The sequence below is a fragment of the Rhizobium sp. YTU87027 genome (genome assembly GCF_050644135.1).
In the GTDB taxonomy this organism is placed as follows: domain Bacteria; phylum Pseudomonadota; class Alphaproteobacteria; order Rhizobiales; family Rhizobiaceae; genus Rhizobium.
In genome coordinates this window covers 3148923-3166592 of the sequence record NZ_CP098440.1, presented here as the reverse complement: position 1 = coordinate 3166592, position 17670 = coordinate 3148923, and the positions used below count along the sequence as shown (strand labels likewise).

Annotated in this window: 18 protein-coding genes; 12 read left to right on the top strand and 6 right to left on the bottom strand. The window is 59.7% G+C overall.

Features of this window, described 5'->3' with window-relative positions; translation table 11 throughout:
- Positions 1-65: 65 nt before the first annotated feature.
- From acnA to NBG89_RS15685, 3 genes are all read left to right on the top strand, one after another.
- Entirely contained in the window at positions 66-2756 is a 2691-nt protein-coding gene (gene acnA / locus NBG89_RS15695; protein ID WP_431320699.1) for an aconitate hydratase AcnA, read from the top strand.
- A 228-nt stretch (positions 2757-2984) separates the two neighbouring features.
- Positions 2985-3722 (top strand): DUF1223 domain-containing protein, encoded by a 738-nt coding sequence (locus tag NBG89_RS15690; RefSeq protein WP_431320698.1) that lies wholly within the window; start codon positions 2985-2987, stop codon positions 3720-3722.
- Between the two features lie 365 nt (positions 3723-4087).
- Positions 4088-4489: a DUF2794 domain-containing protein gene (locus NBG89_RS15685; protein WP_431320697.1), complete on the top strand. Its 402-nt coding sequence runs from the start codon at positions 4088-4090 to the stop codon at positions 4487-4489.
- A gap of 6 nt (positions 4490-4495) precedes the next feature.
- Here NBG89_RS15685 and NBG89_RS15680 read toward each other — a convergent pair whose 3' ends face one another.
- From NBG89_RS15680 to NBG89_RS15665, 4 genes are all read right to left on the bottom strand, one after another.
- A complete protein-coding gene (locus NBG89_RS15680; protein WP_088692989.1) occupies positions 4496-5053 on the bottom strand; it encodes a GNAT family N-acetyltransferase in 558 nt (185 codons plus the stop codon).
- 110 nt (positions 5054-5163) lie between these two features.
- Positions 5164-5892, bottom strand: a complete 729-nt coding sequence (locus NBG89_RS15675; protein WP_088692988.1) for a Bax inhibitor-1/YccA family protein — start codon at positions 5890-5892, stop codon at positions 5164-5166.
- 178 nt (positions 5893-6070) lie between these two features.
- Entirely contained in the window at positions 6071-8614 is a 2544-nt protein-coding gene (locus NBG89_RS15670) for an ABC transporter permease (RefSeq protein WP_431320696.1), read from the bottom strand.
- Positions 8611-9318 (bottom strand): ABC transporter ATP-binding protein, encoded by a 708-nt coding sequence (locus NBG89_RS15665; protein WP_088692986.1) that lies wholly within the window; start codon positions 9316-9318, stop codon positions 8611-8613. The genes NBG89_RS15670 and NBG89_RS15665 overlap by 4 nt, the downstream gene beginning before the upstream one ends.
- A gap of 53 nt (positions 9319-9371) precedes the next feature.
- On the opposite strand from NBG89_RS15665, the gene NBG89_RS15660 reads away from it, so the two are divergent.
- Complete coding sequence (locus tag NBG89_RS15660; protein WP_431320695.1) at positions 9372-10016, top strand: arylesterase; 645 nt, start codon at positions 9372-9374, stop codon at positions 10014-10016.
- Between the two features lie 68 nt (positions 10017-10084).
- Positions 10085-10678, top strand: coding sequence for an RNA 2',3'-cyclic phosphodiesterase (gene thpR, locus NBG89_RS15655; protein ID WP_083929825.1), 594 nt, complete (start codon positions 10085-10087; stop codon positions 10676-10678).
- Here the strand turns inward: thpR and NBG89_RS15650 are convergent.
- Positions 10585-11085: a low molecular weight protein-tyrosine-phosphatase gene (locus NBG89_RS15650; RefSeq protein WP_431320694.1), complete on the bottom strand. Its 501-nt coding sequence runs from the start codon at positions 11083-11085 to the stop codon at positions 10585-10587. The genes thpR and NBG89_RS15650 overlap by 94 nt on opposite strands.
- A gap of 34 nt (positions 11086-11119) precedes the next feature.
- Here NBG89_RS15650 and NBG89_RS15645 point away from each other — a divergent pair, with 34 nt between their 5' ends.
- On the top strand, positions 11120-11425 hold the full coding sequence (locus NBG89_RS15645; protein ID WP_431320693.1) for a 4a-hydroxytetrahydrobiopterin dehydratase: 306 nt from the start codon (positions 11120-11122) through the stop codon (positions 11423-11425).
- A 51-nt stretch (positions 11426-11476) separates the two neighbouring features.
- Entirely contained in the window at positions 11477-11866 is a 390-nt protein-coding gene (locus NBG89_RS15640) for a YkvA family protein (RefSeq protein WP_088692982.1), read from the top strand.
- A gap of 11 nt (positions 11867-11877) precedes the next feature.
- Here the strand turns inward: NBG89_RS15640 and NBG89_RS15635 are convergent, their stop codons facing one another.
- Positions 11878-12438, bottom strand: a complete 561-nt coding sequence (locus tag NBG89_RS15635; RefSeq protein ID WP_431320692.1) for a sigma-70 family RNA polymerase sigma factor — start codon at positions 12436-12438, stop codon at positions 11878-11880.
- A gap of 334 nt (positions 12439-12772) precedes the next feature.
- On the opposite strand from NBG89_RS15635, the gene NBG89_RS15630 reads away from it, so the two are divergent.
- From NBG89_RS15630 to NBG89_RS15610, 5 genes are all read left to right on the top strand, one after another.
- Positions 12773-13336, top strand: coding sequence for an invasion associated locus B family protein (locus tag NBG89_RS15630; protein ID WP_431320691.1), 564 nt, complete (start codon positions 12773-12775; stop codon positions 13334-13336).
- A 228-nt stretch (positions 13337-13564) separates the two neighbouring features.
- On the top strand, positions 13565-14800 hold the full coding sequence (gene rlmN, locus NBG89_RS15625; protein ID WP_431320690.1) for a 23S rRNA (adenine(2503)-C(2))-methyltransferase RlmN: 1236 nt from the start codon (positions 13565-13567) through the stop codon (positions 14798-14800).
- A gap of 94 nt (positions 14801-14894) precedes the next feature.
- On the top strand, positions 14895-15848 hold the full coding sequence (locus NBG89_RS15620) for an ABC transporter substrate-binding protein (protein ID WP_431320689.1): 954 nt from the start codon (positions 14895-14897) through the stop codon (positions 15846-15848).
- A gap of 118 nt (positions 15849-15966) precedes the next feature.
- The gene (locus NBG89_RS15615; RefSeq protein WP_431320688.1) at positions 15967-16848 is read left to right on the top strand and encodes an ABC transporter permease; all 882 of its coding nucleotides are present in this window, start codon (positions 15967-15969) and stop codon (positions 16846-16848) included.
- On the top strand, positions 16845-17639 hold the full coding sequence (locus tag NBG89_RS15610; protein WP_431320687.1) for an ABC transporter ATP-binding protein: 795 nt from the start codon (positions 16845-16847) through the stop codon (positions 17637-17639). Before NBG89_RS15615 ends, NBG89_RS15610 begins: the two co-directional genes overlap by 4 nt.
- Positions 17640-17670 lie beyond the last annotated feature (31 nt).

Here is a 17670-nt window from a genome sequence, read left to right as displayed (position 1 = left end):
CCTGATGTGCATAAAGTGCATAGGCGTCCGCACGATTGTGTTCGCTATCAGAAACGGGGTCTCTCGTGTCTAAATCTCTTGACAGCTTCAATTGTCGTTCCACGCTCACCGTGAACGGTAAGGACTACGTCTATTACAGCCTTCCCAAGGCTGAGGCGAATGGCCTTCCGGGCGTTTCGAAGCTTCCCTATTCGATGAAGGTTCTGCTCGAGAACCTGCTGCGCTTCGAAGACGGCCAGTCGGTGACCAAGGAGCACATTCTGGCCGTTGCCGAATGGCTCAACAACAAGGGTGCTGTCGAAAACGAAATCGCTTACCGCCCGGCGCGCGTGCTGATGCAGGACTTCACCGGCGTTCCCGCCGTCGTCGACCTCGCCGCGATGCGCGATGCGATGGTTTCGCTCGGTGGCGACCCCGAGAAGATCAACCCGCTGGTTCCCGTCGATCTCGTCATCGACCACTCTGTTATCGTCGACGAATTCGGCACGCCGCAGGCCTTCGCCAAGAACGTTGAGTTGGAATATCAGCGCAACGGCGAGCGCTACCGCTTCCTGAAGTGGGGCCAGCAGGCATTCAAGAATTTCCGCGTCGTTCCTCCGGGCACCGGCATCTGTCACCAGGTTAACCTCGAATATCTCGGCCAGACCGTCTGGACGAAGGAAGAGGATGGCGAGACCGTCGCTTATCCGGATACCTGCGTTGGCACCGATTCGCACACCACGATGATCAACGGTCTCGGCGTTCTCGGCTGGGGCGTCGGCGGTATCGAAGCGGAAGCGGCCATGCTTGGTCAGCCGGTCTCGATGCTCCTGCCTGAAGTCATCGGCTTCAAGCTCACCGGCAAGCTCAAGGAAGGCGTCACGGCGACCGACCTCGTGCTGATGGTCGTGCAGATGTTGCGCAAGAAGGGCGTTGTTTCCAAGTTCGTCGAATTCTTCGGCCCCGGTCTGGACAACATGCCGCTCGCAGACCGTGCGACGATCGGCAACATGGGGCCGGAATACGGCGCGACCTGCGGCTTCTTTCCGGTCGATGGCGAAACCATCAACTACCTCAACATGTCGGGCCGCACCAAGGACCGCATCGCGCTGGTCGAAGCCTATTCGAAGGCGCAGGGCATGTGGCGCGACGGCGACGGCTCTGATCTGGTCTTCACCGACACACTCGAACTCGACCTCGGCGACGTCGTGCCCGCCATGGCCGGCCCGAAGCGTCCCGAAGGCCGCATCCCGCTGGAAAACATCGCGTCCGGTTTCGCCGGCTCGATGGACACCGACTACAAGAAGCCCGGCCAGCTCGCCAACCGTTACGCGGTCGAAGGCACCGACTTCGATCTTGGCCATGGCGACGTGGCGATTGCCGCGATCACGTCCTGCACCAACACCTCCAACCCGTCGGTTCTGATCGCCGCCGGCCTTCTCGCCCGCAACGCCGTTGCCAAGGGCCTGAAGTCCAAGCCGTGGGTCAAGACCTCGCTGGCGCCCGGATCGCAGGTCGTCGGCGAATACCTCGCAAAGTCCGGCCTGCAGGCCGACCTCGACAAACTCGGCTTCAACCTCGTCGGCTTCGGCTGCACCACCTGCATCGGCAACTCCGGCCCGCTGCCGGCGCCGATCTCGAAGACGATCAACGACAAGGGTCTCATCGTTTCAGGCGTTCTGTCCGGTAACCGTAACTTCGAAGGCCGCATCTCGCCTGATGTCCAGGCGAACTACCTGGCCTCGCCGCCGCTCGTCGTTGCCTACGCGCTCGCAGGCTCTGTCCAGAAGGATCTGACCAAGGAACCGATCGGCGAAGACCAGAACGGCAACCCGGTTTATCTCAAGGACATCTGGCCTTCCTCGCATGAGGTTCAGGACTTCATCCAGAAGTATGTCACTCGCGAGCTCTATGAGACCAAGTATGCCGACGTCTTCAAGGGCGACGAAAACTGGCAGGCCGTCAACGTGCCGGCCGGGCAGACCTACGCCTGGGACGACAAGTCGACCTACGTGCAGAACCCACCCTATTTCGTGGGCATGGGCAAGAAGGGCACGGGCATTTCCGATATCAAGGGGGCCCGTGTTCTCGGCCTCTTCGGCGACAAGATCACCACCGACCACATTTCCCCGGCCGGTTCGATCAAGGCTGCGTCTCCGGCCGGTTCTTACCTGCTCGAGAACAATGTCGGCGTCGCTGATTTCAACCAGTACGGCACGCGTCGCGGCAACCATGAAGTGATGATGCGCGGCACGTTTGCCAACATCCGCATCCGCAACCACATGCTCGGCCCGAACGGCAAGGAAGGTGGCTACACCATCCACTATCCGTCGAAGGAAGAGGAATCGATCTACGACGCGGCCATGCAGTACAAGGCCGAGGGCGTCCCGCTCGTCATCTTCGCTGGTGTCGAATACGGTAACGGTTCGTCCCGCGACTGGGCTGCGAAGGGCACCAATCTGCTCGGCGTGAAGGCGGTCATCGCACAGTCCTTCGAGCGCATTCACCGCTCGAACCTAGTCGGCATGGGCGTCATCCCCTTCGTCTTCGAAGAGGGCACCACCTGGGCAAGCCTTGGCCTGAAGGGCGACGAACTCGTCACCATTGAAGGTCTCGAAAACATCAAGCCGCGTGAAAAGAAGATCGCCAAGATCACCTACGGTGACGGCACGGTGAAGGAAGTTTCGCTGCTGTCGCGGGTCGATACGCTCGACGAAGTGATCTACCTCAACAACGGCGGCATCCTGCAGACGGTTCTGCGCGATCTCGCTGCCTGATTGTTAACAGACTTCCATGACCTGGCCGCCGGAAAGAGATTTCCGGCGGTTGTTTGAACGCGAGGTATCGAATGCCTGCTCACGGCGATGTGTCTCGGCTTGGCTGCCATGAAGCTTGGTCTCACCCCTTCGTGACTTTCCGTTTCGATTTAGAACCATTATCTCTACGTTCAGACATCGGAACCTGCGGCGAAGCGTGGCAGTAGGTGCTGAAGAAAAGGTGCATGAATGTCCCCGCGGTTTCTGATTTCTCTGGTTGCAAGTGTGGCGCTTGCCAGCCCACTTTTTGCCCAGGACGCGCCGAAGGGTGTGGTTGAACTCTTCACCTCACAGGGATGTTCTTCTTGTCCTCCAGCCGATGCAGCTTTCCGTAAGCTCGTCGAGGCGGGGGGAGTTATCGCTCTCGCCTATCACGTTGATTACTGGAACTACATGGGATGGGCCGACACGCTGAGTTCCAAGGAGAATACCGAGCGCCAGTATGGTTATGCGCAGTCGATGGGCCGTGCCAACGTCTATACGCCTCAGGTCATCATCAATGGCCGCGACCACGTTGCAGGCGCCGATCTCGGCGCGATCAATAAGAAGATCGATGGCTATGCAGCAGAAGGCATGGGCCTGACAGTGCCGGTGAAGGCTGAGATGCGCGGCGATCAGCTCGAGATAAAGATCGGGGCAGGACAAGGCAAAGCCAATGTCGTCATGGTCTATTTCAACCGCGAGAAAACCATCGACGTGGAGAAGGGCGAAAACAGCGGCCAGAAGATTGCCTATCTCAACAGCGTTGCCGATGTGGAGACCGTCGGCATGTGGGAGGGCAAGGAAACGAGCTTGACGCTGCCGGCAAGCGTAATGCAGAAGCCGGATCTCGAGGGCTGTGCGATTCTACTTCAATCCTCCACCGCTGACGGTAATCCGTCAGCGATTCTCGGAGCGACGGTCGTCATGGCCGGGAAGAACATCTGACGTTTCATCCGCGTTAGCGGATGGAAAACGGGGCGGCCCGGCTGATCGTATTCGGGGCTGGGGTTAAGGTCGATACGGTCAGCCGGGCCCTTTGGCGCGCTGGCGCCAAACTCGCACACGACCCCTTTGGCAGACCGAATCTGGCAAAAAGATCATGCGCAATTCGTGTGCGACGCGGATCCGAACGGCCCCGCGACGCAGTCGTGAGGGAATTTCCCTTGCAAATGAGGCGCTGTTTTGACTGAATTGAGGCACGCGGGAGATTGCACAGACTATGATTAATGTGACTGATCGCCTGCTTGCAATTTATAAACGCTAAGGCAAACTGTCATTCACCTGTCACAAGCGGAGGCACAGGGAGACTGATGACAGATCAGCAGGATTTGCGGCACGGCGAGAGCCGGTTAGCCGACAGCAGTTCCTCAGTCGTCGTAGATCTCAAGGAATATAAGCAGAGTAGGGACCCAGCGCCGGTCACGTTCCACCGACGCGAGCTCGACGCAATTTTGTGGATTTATGGCCGGATGGTCGGCGAGGGTGACTGGCGTGACTATGCGATCGATCACCTGAAAGACCGTGCCGTCTTCTCGATTTTCAAACGATCGGGCGAAATGCCGCTCTTTCGTATCGAGAAGAATCCAAAGCTCGCCGCCAAGCAGGGTGCCTACTCCGTTATCAATACGCACGGCGTCATCCTGAAGCGCGGGCACGAGTTGCAGCAGGTCTTGAAGGTCTTCAACAAGGTTTTGAAGCTGGTCGAGAAGTAGCTCGGCTCAGGCCTTGAACAGGGTGCCTGGATAGGTCGAGGTGTCGGGGTCCGTCGCCGACCCATCACCCAAGGCGCGCTGCATGATCATCGTATCGAGCCAGCGGCCATGCTTGTAGCCCGTTCCTTTCAGGCGGCCGGTTTCCTCGAAGCCGAGTGCCTGATGCAAGGCGATCGACGCCGGATGTGCGCCGCCGATCACGGCCACCATCTGGCGAAAGCCAAGATCTGTGCAACGTCGGATCAGTTCGGCGAGCAGCAGCCTTCCAATTCCCCTGCCGCGTGCCTCGGGCCCCAGGTAGATTGAATCCTCGACCATCCAACGATAGGCCGGCCTCGTGCGGAAGGCCGAGGCATAGGCGTAACCAAGCAGGCTACCATCCTCATCGATCGCGGCGATGTATGGATAGCCCTGACCGGTGATTGCGGAAAAGCGTGCCGCCATCTCACCCTGTTCAGGCGGGACGATCTCATAGCTTGCGACACCATTCTGAACGGATTCTCGATAGATCGCGGTGATGGTGGGGAGGTCGAATGAAGAAGCGTCGCGGAGGGAGATGGGCATTCAGTCAGCCGGTCGGAAATGACAATGGATTCCTCCAGAAATCACTCTCCGCAAAACCAGGCAACAAAAAAGGCGGCTGAAGCCGCCTTTTTCGATAGCATTCCTGTTCCTTACTTGCGGTCGCCCATGAACTGCAGGAGGAACATGAAGAGGTTGATGAAGTCGAGATACAGCGTCAGTGCACCCATGATAGCCTTGCGGCCAGCAACATCCGCGCCGTCGGCTTCGTAGTACAGTTCCTTGATGCGCTGCGTATCGTAGGCGGTAAGGCCTGCGAAGATCAGGACGCCGATCACCGAAACCGCGAACTGAAGCGCGGACGATGCCAGGAAGATGTTCACGATCGACGCGATGATCAGGCCAAAAAGACCCATGATCAGGAACGAGCCCATCGCAGAGAGATCGCGCTTGGTCGTGTAGCCGTACAGCGAGAGCGCGCCAAAGGAGGCCGCGGTCACGAAGAACGTCTGCGTGATGCTCGACTGCGTGTAGACCAGGAAGATGGACGCAAGCGATAGCCCCACCAGCGCGGCGTAGACCCAGAAGGTCGTTTGCGCGGCGGCAACGCTCATCCGGTTAATCCTGAAGCTCAGGAAGAACACGGCGGCCAGCGGTGCAAGTATCACCACCCAACGGAGCGGCGACTGGAAAAGCAATACGCCAAACTGCGTCAGTTGGCCGTCCTGAACGGCGAAATTGAAGCCCAGATAGGCGGCTACACCCGTGATCGCCAGACCCAGCGCCATCAGGTTGTAGACCTTGAGCATATAGCTGCGTAGGCCCTGGTCGATCATCTCGCCAGTCTGTACGCGGCCTTGGTAATTACGAAGGTCAGCCATAGTTTCCTCTTACAAGCTCCGGTGTGGACACGGTGGCGGGCGCGAAACCCGGGCGCCGCTGCGGAGCCCAGCATGCCTGCAGACAATATGAGCCTTTCGGCTTTCGCAAACAAGGCCCTTGCAACCCGAGATCGGGTTAAATCGCCGTAAGGTGAAGGAAATTTCTCTGTTTGGTCAATCAGAGTTCGCGTAAAACGGGTGCCGCCTTCTGCCCCAGGATGCGCCAGGTGCCGATGAGTCCAATACCGACGGTCAGCACCAGGGCCGTTACGAGCGTCAGGCCGGCGACATCGGGCAGGAAGTGCGAGGAGATGCGCATGATCCGGGCGGTGATGAACCAGGCCGCGACGCCGCCGGCAAAGAGCGCAAAGACCGCGGTCGCAGCGCCGAGGATGAGGTACTCGTAGCAGAAGGCACGGATCAGCATTCGCCGCGTCGCGCCCAGTGTCTTGAGGACGACCGCATCGTGGGTACGAGCGCGATTGCCGGCCGCCAGAGCGCCAGCAAGGACGAGGACCGATGCGACGAGTGCGACCGAGGCGGCGGCGCGGATCGCCGTTGCCAACTGCGCCACCAGGGTATTGACGATGTCGATCGCATCCTTGACCCGCACGCTGGTGATCGTCGGATAGGTGTTTGTCACGGACTTGAGGATCGCGGCCTCCTGGCTGGAGGTCGCCGTCGGGTCGGTGAGCGTCGCCAGCCAGGCATGGGGCGCGCCACGGAATGTATTCGGCGAGAACACCATCACGAAGTTGATGGAGAGCGTTTCCCACTCGACCTTGCGCAGGTTTGCGATCCTGGCGGTAATGTTCCGCCCTAGCACGTTGACGGTGACGGTATCGCCGATCTTCAGGCCGAGTTCCTTTGCCTCCTCGGCAGAGAAGGACACGAGTGGTTCACCGCTGTAATCCTTCAGCCACCACGAACCCTCGGTCAAAGATGCATTTTCTGGGATTGCTTCCGAATAGGTGATGCCTCGGTCGCCTCGCAGCACCCACTGGCCGGCCGGCGGCACCTTCCGCTTCGCTACATCCTCGCCGTTAAGCGCTAGGATTCGGCCGCGCAGCATCGGCACCTCGACCAGCTTGCCATCCGGCGAACTGGCTTTGACGACGCTGCGGAATTTCTCGAGTTCCGATCCCTGAATGTCGACGAAGAAGAAGTTCGGCGCCCCAGCAGACATGCGTCCAGTCAATTGCTGCCGCATATTGCCGTCGATCAAGGTAAGGGTCACGAGCAGGGCCAGGCCAAGGCCGAGAGACAGGACGACGGAGGGCGTCAGCGCGCCCGGCCTGTGGATGTTGCCGATTGCGAGCCGCAGGGCTGGCGAATTCACCCGTGGGCTGCGGCGCGCGAGCCAAGCAATGCCGGCTGCGACGAGCCGCAGGATCACGAAGGCAAAGACGATTGCCCCGACAAAGACGATTGCAATGAAGCGATCATAGGCAGTTGCGATCGCGAGGCCGGCGAGGGCAAGCAGAAAGACTGCGGCAAGAAGGATATACGGCCAGGAGGGTAGCCCCCGCGCTTCGAAACCCTGCTCGCGGAAGAGCGCTGTCGCCGGAACCTCGCGGGAATGTCCGAGCGGCATGATGGCAAAGGCCAGCGTTGTCAAAATGCCAAACAGGACTGCGAGGGCCAAGGCCCCGGGGTAGAATGTCAGATCGGTGGAAACAGGCAGAAATTGCGCCAGGAATTGTGACGCTACGATCGGCGCCAGCGCGCCGATGACCAAGCCTGCGACCATGCCGCCGAGAGCAATGATTGCGATCTGAAAGAGATAGATCAGCACGACGGTTGCCGCCGGTGCGCCGAGACATTTGAACGTCGCTATCGTTGTGCGCTTGGAATCGAGGAAGGCCCGCACGGCATTGGCAACGCCGACTCCACCGACGATCAGCGCTGTCAGTCCGACCAGCGTCAGGAACTGCGAAAACCGCTCAATGTTCTCGGTTAGCGACGGGGCAGCCCGGTCGCTGGTGCGGATTGACCAGCCGGCCGACGGAAATCCCTTCGCGGCCCGATCGCCGATCATAGATCTCTCGGCGGGGTCGTCCATGCGGATCTTGTAGGCGTGTTCGACCAGACTGCCGGTCTGGATGAGGCCGGACGCCTTCAGCGCCTCCCTGCTCACAAGAAGGCGCGGCGCGAAACCGAAGCCTTCCGAAACCGCGTCCGGTTCGGTCTTGATCGTTCCGGTGACGTTCAAAATGACGTTGCCGAGGAGGATTTCGTCACCAATGGAAAGGCCGAGCCGCTCCAAAAGAAGCGGCGCTGCGACTGCACCGTAGGTGCCGCTCTGCCCGGAAAGGAGCGTGTGCAAAGGATAGTTCGGTTGCGCTTCGAAGGTGCCGTAGAGCGGATAGGCGCCATCGACCGCCTTGACTTCGACGAGAGCCTGGTCCGAGCCGTCGGGTTTGCGCGCCATCGAGCGCAGGCCTGTTGATACGGATACCTTTCCTAAGCCGCGTAGGAAGTCCATCTCCGCTTCGGTGGCCTCGCGGTTGTTGAGCTCGAAGCGTGCATCGCCGGCCAGAATCTCCTGACCTTGCGTCGCGATCGTGTCGGTGATGGACTGCGAAACCGAATTGACCGCCGCAATGGCACCGGTCCCGAGAGCGATGCAGGCCAGAAAAATGTAGAAGCCGCCTAGCCCGCCCCGCAACTCGCGGAGCGCGAGACGAAAGGCGAGGGAGACGCGCGGGCTCAGCAATGTCATGCAATTGCCGCCTCAGGCTGCACCGGCGCGCTATCACCCTCGATCTGGCCGGAACGAACTCTGATCTGCCTGGAGCAACGCTTAGCGAGTGCAGTGTCATGGGTAACGAGCAGCAGCGTCATGTCGCGCTCGGCCTGTTTGGAAAAAAGGAGATCGGCTATCTGGCGGCCTGTATCAGTGTCGAGGTTGCCGGTCGGTTCGTCGGCAATCAGCAACGCCGGCGAGGGCGCAAGGGCGCGCGCAATTGCTACGCGCTGCTGTTCGCCGCCGGACAACTGGCCGGGATAGTGGTTCAATCGATCGCCAAGGCCGACAGATTTTAGCTCGCGGCGCGCAATCTCAAAGGGATTGGGAAGGTTGGCGAGTTCCAACGGCACAGCGACGTTTTCCAGCGCCGTCATGTTGGCAATCAAGTGGAAGGATTGGAAAACGATGCCGATGTTGCGGCCGCGGAAGTCGGCCACCTCGTCTTCGCTCAGGGCATGTAATGGTGTGCCGCTGACGTTGATTTCGCCACTATCGAGTTTTTCCAACCCGGCAAGCACCATAAGCAGGGTGGATTTTCCGGAGCCCGACGGTCCCACGATGCCGACCGACTCCCCGGCGGCAATCGTCAGGTCAATGCCTTTCAGCACATGGACGGATGCAGCGGCGTTGCCAAGCGTCAAATCGGCGCGCTTCAACTCGATGATGGTTTTTGCCAACAGTATTCGCCCTATATAGATGCCGATCGTCCTGCCAATCTAGGGAAAGCGGAATGAGTTTTAAAGTTGCCGGCCTTCACATCGCCGTCATTGTTGCTTCGCTGACCTTTGCGGTCGCGGCCAGTGCCAGGACAATCAGCCTGGTCGGTTTTGGAGACAGCCTGATGGCGGGCTACCAGCTTCCTCCCGGTGACGGCTTTCCGGAAAAATTGCAAGCAGCCCTGAGAGCCAAGGGGGTGGATATATCAATCGCCAATGCTGGTGTGTCGGGCGACACGACGACAGGCGGTCTTGCGCGAATCGACTGGTCGGTTCCAGACGGCACTGACGGCGTAATCCTCGAACTCGGCGCTAATGATGCGCTGCGTGGCATTCCTCCTGAAGAAAGTGAGAAGAATCTCGAGCAGATGATTGCCCGGCTAAAGGAACGCGGGATAGCCGTTCTTCTCGTCGGTATGCTGGCGCCGCCGAACATGGGGGACGACTACGCCGCACGCTTCAACCCAATCTACCAGAAACTCGCGCAAAAACATAGTGTTGCGCTCTATCCATTCTTTCTGGACGGCGTCGCTCTTGAGGCCGCCTTAAAGCTCGAGGACGGGATGCATCCCAACAGCAAGGGTGTCGATGTGATGGTCGAAAAGATGGAGCCGGCTATCACGCAATTCTTGGGAACGATTTCTACTGTGAAGAATTAGGGGCTTGCACAGGTGCCCAATGCGTGATTCCGTGTGAGCACCTGCAAAAGATTCGGGGAGTGCTCGTTATGCCGAGACTGTTTACCGCCCTCGAAATTCCGCGCAATGCCGCGATGAGCCTTTCATTGCTGCGCGGTGGTCTCCCTGGTGCAAGATGGATCGATGTGGAGAATTACCACATCACTTTGCGGTTCATCGGCGATGTCGATGGACGGACGGCAGACGAAATTGTCGATCGGCTTGACCGCATCGACCGCCCCGAATTCCAGATTCGTCTTGATGGTATCGGTGCATTCGGATCCAAGAAGCCGCATTCGGTTTGGGCAGGTGTCTCGCCTTCACCCGAGATGTACGCCCTACAGGCGGAAATTGAGCGGATCTGCCAGCGTATCGGGTTGCCGCCGGATCCCCGCAAGTTCACCCCTCATGTCACGCTGGCGCGGTTGAAATCGTCGCGAGTCGACGACGTCGTGCACTATCTCGCCGGACGTGGAAATTTCCAGACTTCGGCCTTCACGGTTCCGCGCTTCGTTCTGCTCTCGTCGAGGGAATCGGTCGGCGGTGGGCCTTATCTGACGGAAGAGATCTTCCCGCTCCATGAGGCATTGTCGGTGCCCAGCGTCTCGAGCAGCTTCCTGCAGCCAGCAAAGAGCCTGGCGTAGACGAGTTCGAAGCCGTCGCTGCTGCCGAAATAGGGGTCGGGTATATCCTCGCCGCTTGCCAATGCGAAATCGCCGAACAGGCGGATGTTTGCGGCTCCCGGGCTCATCCGATGCAACTCGGCGATATTCGCGCGATCCATCGCGAGTATCAGGTCGAAGTCGCTGAAATCCTTCGTCCTAATCTGGCGGGCGCGTTGCTGAGAAATATCGATCCCGTGGCCTTTGGCTGTTGCGATCGAACGCCGACCCGGATGATCGCCCTCGTGCCAACCGCCCGTGCCAGCCGAGTCGATCTCGAAACGATCGGTAAAGCCGGACTCATCGACGAGATGCGAGAAAATCCCCTCGGCAAGAGGAGAACGGCAGATATTGCCCATGCAAACAAACAGGATGCTAATGCGTTTCATCAGTGGTCCATGACGGAAGAGAAGGGACAATCGCATGAAACGGGAAAAACTGGAACGGCAAGCCATCGCTACCGAACTCGCCAAGCTTGACGGCTGGTCGCTCGACGACACTGGCACGTCGATATCGCGAAGCTTCAAGTTTCGCAATTTCGTCGAGGCTTTCGGCTTTATGACGGAAGCGGCGCTCGCAGCAGAACGGCTCAATCATCATCCGGAATGGTTCAATGTCTATTCGCGCGTCGACGTGAAGCTCAATACCCATGATGCGGGCGGGCTTACCGAGCTCGACTTCAGGCTGGCTGCGGCAATGGAGAAGGCGGCTGCGCGCCGGCTCGATTGAATCCGTTGCCACCATCACCATATGTGCGCATGAACGAGAGGACCGATCGGAATGGACGACGTCAAATTCGGTGAGATCCTGCTGCCGGGCGATGATGATACACAGAGCCGGCGCGAAGAGACCGTGCGCAAGAAATTCTGGCCGACCTTCAAGAAGGCGGTCCGCCAGATCCCGTTCTCACGCGACGTCGTCGCCGCTTTCTATTGCGCCATGGATCCGCAGACGCCGACAAGGGTCCGCGGCGTGCTCCTAGCCGCACTTGCCTATTTCGTCATGCCGGTCGACATGATTCCCGATGTTTTTGCCGTGATCGGGTTTTCGGACGACGTGGCAGTCCTTTCCGCCGCTTTTGCCATGGTCAGCCGGCACCTGCAGCCGAAGCACTATGAAGCTGCCGACCGCGCGCTCGCCGACAAGCCTGAAGGCATGAAGACAATCTAGCCGGGTCTCGGTCAGGCGCTTTCGGCCTCAAGAACCTTCCGGAGCTTTCCGAAGGCAAGCCGGATCCGCGACTTTACGGTGCCGAGCGGCAAGCCCGTCGCCTCGGCGATCTGCGAATGGGATTGGCCGAGAAAAAATGCGGCGCGGAGCATTTCCTGCTGCTCTTCCGGAAGTTGGCTGACAGCGGCGCGCACGTGTGCGTCGCGATCGTCATTTGCGAGGATCTCGTCTGCGCCGTTTTCCGCGACCGGCTGCAATGCCGGGTCTGCCTCATCCAGAGTGCGCGTTCTGGCCCGGCGCTGAAGATCGATCCGGCGGTTGCGGGCTATGCGAAAAAGCCAGGTGGAAAGAGACGATCTCGCTGCATTGTAAAATTCAGCCTTGTGCCAGAGCACGATCATTACTTCCTGGACCAGTTCCTCGGCTTCGCCACTCGACATTCTTTGGCGCAGTAGCCAGGATTTCAGGCGCGGCGCGAAGTAGTCGAACAGCACGGCGAATGCCTCTTGGTCGCGGCGTTCCGCAACGGCCTTGGCGAGGTCGGCGAAGCGCTGTTTCTCCTCGGCATTCATATCCCGTCCAAAGTCCCCTAGCTCGGCGAATTCTCCAACGGATTTCCAACGCTTACTGACGTACAACGGTTTCTAAAAACGTCAAACTCTTGCCTGAATCTTTATGTCTTAGATTCATCCGTGACGATGGTCTGTGTGCGCACACAGTATCACGTCATCACGGGCGAGGCGCCAGCGCCCGACGTTGACACTTGGGCAAAAATGGCACAGGCAGGGACTTCTCGCAGTCCCTGTTGACGCTTTGGTAACCTGAATTAAGTCAAAATAAAGCAGATCGTGATTATGCGCCGCCCGTTCGCTTCGGGCTCGAATCGCAAGAACCGGCAGGATATCCATGTTTCTTAGAAGTACCGCAATCGCCCTTTCCCTCGTTCTCGCCGGCGCCGGCATTGCATCCGCTCAGTCCAAGAAGTCGCAGCCTGCAGCGCCCGCAGCGCAGCAGCAGGCCACCCCGGCTTCGACAGCGCCGACACGCATCCAGCAGTTCCAGGCCTGGGGCGCCTATTCCTACAAGTCGGGCGCGAACACCGTCTGCTACGTTCTGTCGGTGCCGACGGAAAAGAAGCCCGCCGGCATTGATCATGGTGATAACTTCTTCATCGTTTCGCAGCGCCCCGGTCAGAACATTTCCTACGAGCCGCAGGCAATGATGGGCTACACCGTCAAGGAGAACTCGAAGATCGACGTCGTCATCGACAACAAGACCTTCGTGATGTTCACCAAGGACAAGGCCGGCTGGGTCGAGAATGCAGCTCAGGAGCCGGCGCTCGTCGCCGCCATGAAGAGCGGCCACTCGATGACCGTCAACGCGACATCGCGCAAGGGTACATCGACGTCGTACAGCTACTCGCTGTCTGGCATTTCTGCTGCACTGAAGCAGGTTGAAGGCTGCAAGTAAGCTTTCTGCACGGTGACGAAATTTTCAGAAGGCCGGCCTTGTGCCGGCCTTCGCCGTTTCCATCTCTAGTGACGCGCGGCAAAAATGATGCTAAAGGCCCGCGCAACAGCGGATAGATCGCGGTCCTTGCCGTATGCTCCGCATTCAATTTCTGCCACCATGCCTGTCGTGCCCGCAAGTCATCCGGCTTACCGGGGCGATTACATGTTGAATTCGGGATAAGAGACTATGTCCGTCATGGATGCGATGACTGTTACCAAGCCCTTGGGCGCAGCGACCAGCGGTGTTGCCGCTGGATTGAAGCCTTCGCTGATCGGCCTCAGCCGCGAAGAGATGGGCGCTGCGCTGCGTGAAAAAGGCGTGCCGGACAAGCAGATCAAGATGCGTGTCGCGCAGCTCTGGAACTGGATTTATGTGCGCGGCGTCTCCGATTTCGATCACATGACGAATGTCGCCAAGGACATGCGCGAGATGCTGAAGCAGCATTTCACGATTGCGCGCCCTGAAATCGTCGAGGAGCAGGTTTCCAACGATGGCACCCGCAAGTGGCTGCTGCGCTTTCCGGCGCGCGGTGCGGGCCGGCCAGTCGAGATCGAAGCAGTCTACATCCCGGAGGAGGGGCGCGGCACACTCTGCATCTCGAGCCAGGTCGGCTGCACGCTGACCTGTTCCTTCTGTCACACCGGCACGCAACGGCTGGTCCGCAACCTAACTGCGGAAGAAATCCTCTCGCAGCTTCTGCTCGCCCGCGATCGGCTGGGCGATTTCCCAGACCGTGAAGCGCCGCAGGGCACCATCATGCCGGCGGAAGGCCGCAAGGTCAGCAACATCGTCATGATGGGCATGGGCGAGCCGCTCTACAATTTCGATGCCGTGAAACAGGCGTTGCTGATCGCAACCGACGGCGACGGCCTGTCGCTCTCCAAGCGCCGCGTAACACTCTCCACCTCGGGCGTCGTGCCTGAAATCTTCCGCACCGGCGATGAGATTGGCGTGATGCTGGCGATCTCGCTGCATGCGGTGCGCGATGACTTGCGCGACATCCTAGTGCCGATCAACAAGAAGTATCCGTTGAAGGAGCTGATCGACGCCTGCCGGAAGTATCCCGGCTTGTCGAACGCCCGTCGCATCACCTTCGAGTATGTGATGCTGAAGGACGTCAACGACAGCCTTGAGGACGCCAAGGGTCTCGTCCAGCTGCTGAAGGGCGTGCCGGCGAAGATCAACCTTATTCCTTTCAACCCGTGGCCCGGCACCAACTACCAGTGTTCCGACTGGGCGCAGATCGAGAAGTTTGCCGACTTCATCAACTCGGCCGGCTATGCCTCGCCGATCCGCACGCCGCGCGGCCGCGACATTCTCGCGGCCTGTGGTCAGCTGAAGTCGGAGTCGGAGCGCATGCGCAAGACCGAGCGGCTGGCCTTCGAGGCGATGATGATCGCCAACCACGGTGCGGATGATTGATCAGCAAGTTTGATCCGTTCAGTGTTTTCTAATGATTGATTTCATGGCCTGCTTTTCCTAGAAGCAGGCCAAAATCATATCTGGAGGATACCCAATGCGCTCAATTTTGCTTGCTGTCGCGGCCACGCTGGCCTTGACCCTGCCTGCGAAGGCCGAAGACGTGACCGTCGCGGTCACGGCCATTGTCGAGCATCCGGCTCTCGACGCCGCACGCAAGGGCGTCCTCGATGTGCTGACGGCGGCGGGCTACAAGGAAGGCGAGAACCTGAAGTTCATGTTCGAGTCGGCCCAGGGCAACCCGGCAACGGCTGCGCAAATCGCCCGCCAGTTCGCAGGCGAGGGCCCGAACGTTATCGTGCCGATCTCCACGCCTTCCGCTCAGGCCGTCGTTTCCGCGACGCGCGACATTCCGGTTGTCTTCACCGCCGTTTCCGATCCGCTCGGTGCGCAGCTCGTGAAGAACATGGACAAGCCCGGCGGTAACGTCACCGGTCTGTCCGATATGTCACCGGTTGCCGAGCACGTTGCGCTGATCAAGGAAATCCTACCGAACGCCAAGACGATCGGCTACCTCTACAATTCCGGCGAAGCCAATTCGGTATCTTTGCTCGCCGTCCTGAAGACGGAAGCCGAGAAGGCTGGCCTGAAGGTTGTTGAATCGGCGGCCACCAAGTCTGCGGAAGTGCAGGGTGCGGCCCGCGCGCTCGTCGGCCGTGCCGATGCCATTTACATCCCGACCGACAACACGATCATTTCCGCACTGGAAGGTGCGGTTGCCGTCGCCGAAGAAAGCAAGCTGCCGCTCTTCACGGCCGACACGGACTCTGTTTCGCGCGGTGCGATTGCAGCACTCGGCTTCAACTACTACGACGTCGGCAAGCAGACCGGCGAAATTGTCGTCCGTATCCTTAAGGGTGAAAACCCCGGCGATATTCCGGTGAAGGTTGCTGCCGGCAGTGATCTCGTCGTCAATAAGGGTGCGGCCACACGGATGGGCGTCACGCTGCCCGAAAGCGTCTTGAAGCGTGCGACGAAGAACATCGACTGATCGAAGTAGATTTCAGAACCACCCGTCCAGCCGCTCCCGTTTTACGCGGGGGCGGCTGATGGTATTAGAAGCTTGGGTCCGCTAGAGGCGGGACAAGTCAGAAGAAAGGGCAGGAGCCTTGAGCCAGATCGCATTCTGGGGAGCGGTGGAATTGGGGCTGGTTTACGCCTTCGTTGCCATCGGCGTGTACCTCGCATTTCGTGTGCTGGATTTTCCGGATCTGACGGTTGACGGCTCCTTTCCGCTGGGTGCTGCCGTAACGGCGGTTCTCATCATCGCCGGCGTCAATGCCTGGCTTGCGGCGCTCGTCGCCATGGTTGCGGGTGCTGCGGCCGGCATCGTTACGGCGATGCTCAATGTGCGGTTCAAGATCCTCAACCTGCTTGCCTCGATCCTGACGATGATCGCGCTCTTTTCGGTGAACCTGCGTGTCATGGGCAAGCCGAACGTCGCACTGATCAATGCGGATACGATGATCAGTCCGTTTTTTGGTCATGGGCTGCGCGACTTCTACGTTCGGCCACTCTTCGTCGGCGTCCTCGTCGTCGTCGCTGTCATCCTTGTCTGGCGCTTCCTTGAGAGCGACTCGGGTCTGGCGATGCGCGCGACGGGTGCGAATGCCCGCATGGCCCGCGCACAGGGCGTCGACACCAGCCGCCAGATCTATCTCGGCATGGCGATCTCCAACGCCTTGGTTGCCTTCGGTGGCGCGCTGTTTGCGCAGACGAACGGCTTTGCTGATGTCACCTCTGGCGTCGGTACGATCGTTGTCGGTCTCGCGGCCGTCATTATCGGTGAAACGCTGCTCGGTCGGCGCGGGCTGCTGATCGCGCTGATTGGCTGTGTGCTCGGCTCCATTCTCTATCGCATCGCCATCCAGCTCGCTCTCTCGACCGATGTCATCGGGCTGCAGGCGTCGGACCTCAATTTCGTGACGGCGGTGCTGGTGACGATCGCGCTCATCCTTCCCCGCCTTCGCCGCGGAGGTGCTGCATCGTGATCACGCTCAAGGATATCAAGGTCGTCTTCGGCAAGGGTACGCCACTGCAGAAGCAGGCGCTGAACGGCGTCAGCCTGACAATCGAGGAAGGTTCTTTCGTCACCGTCATCGGCTCGAACGGCGCGGGCAAATCGACCCTGCTCGGCGTTCTTGCCGGCGATGTGCTTGCCAGCGAAGGCCAGGTTCTGATCGGCCATACCGACGTCACACGCAAATCGACGGCCGCTCGCGCCGGGTTAGTCGCCCGCGTCTTCCAGGATCCTCTGACGGGAAGCTGCGGCTCGCTCTCGATCGAGGAAAACCTTGCACTTGCGGCGCGTCGCGGTGAAAAGCGGGGGCTCGTCTCGGCGCTTGGCCCGAAGCGGCGCGAGCATTTCCGCGAGCGGATCGCCGAGCTCAATCTCGGCCTTGAGAACCGCATGCGGGACCGCATGGACCTGCTTTCCGGCGGTCAGCGTCAGGCGGTTTCGCTTGTGATGGCGACGCTTGCCGGCTCGGAAGTGCTGCTACTCGACGAGCACACGGCGGCGCTTGATCCTGGGATGGCCGAATTCGTCATGGGGCTCACGCAGAAGATCGTTTCTGAACGCAAGCTGACAACGCTGATGGTCACGCACTCCATGCGGCAGGCGCTCGATTATGGCCACCGTACGATCATGCTGCACGGTGGCGAGATCGTTCTCGACGTCAGCGGCGACAGCCGCAAGACGCTGCAGGTCGAAGACCTGATCGCGATGTTCCGCAAGATGCGCGGCCAGACGCTGGACGATGACGCACTGCTGATCGGCTGAGGCTAGGCATTCCGGGAAGCCAGCTTCCCGG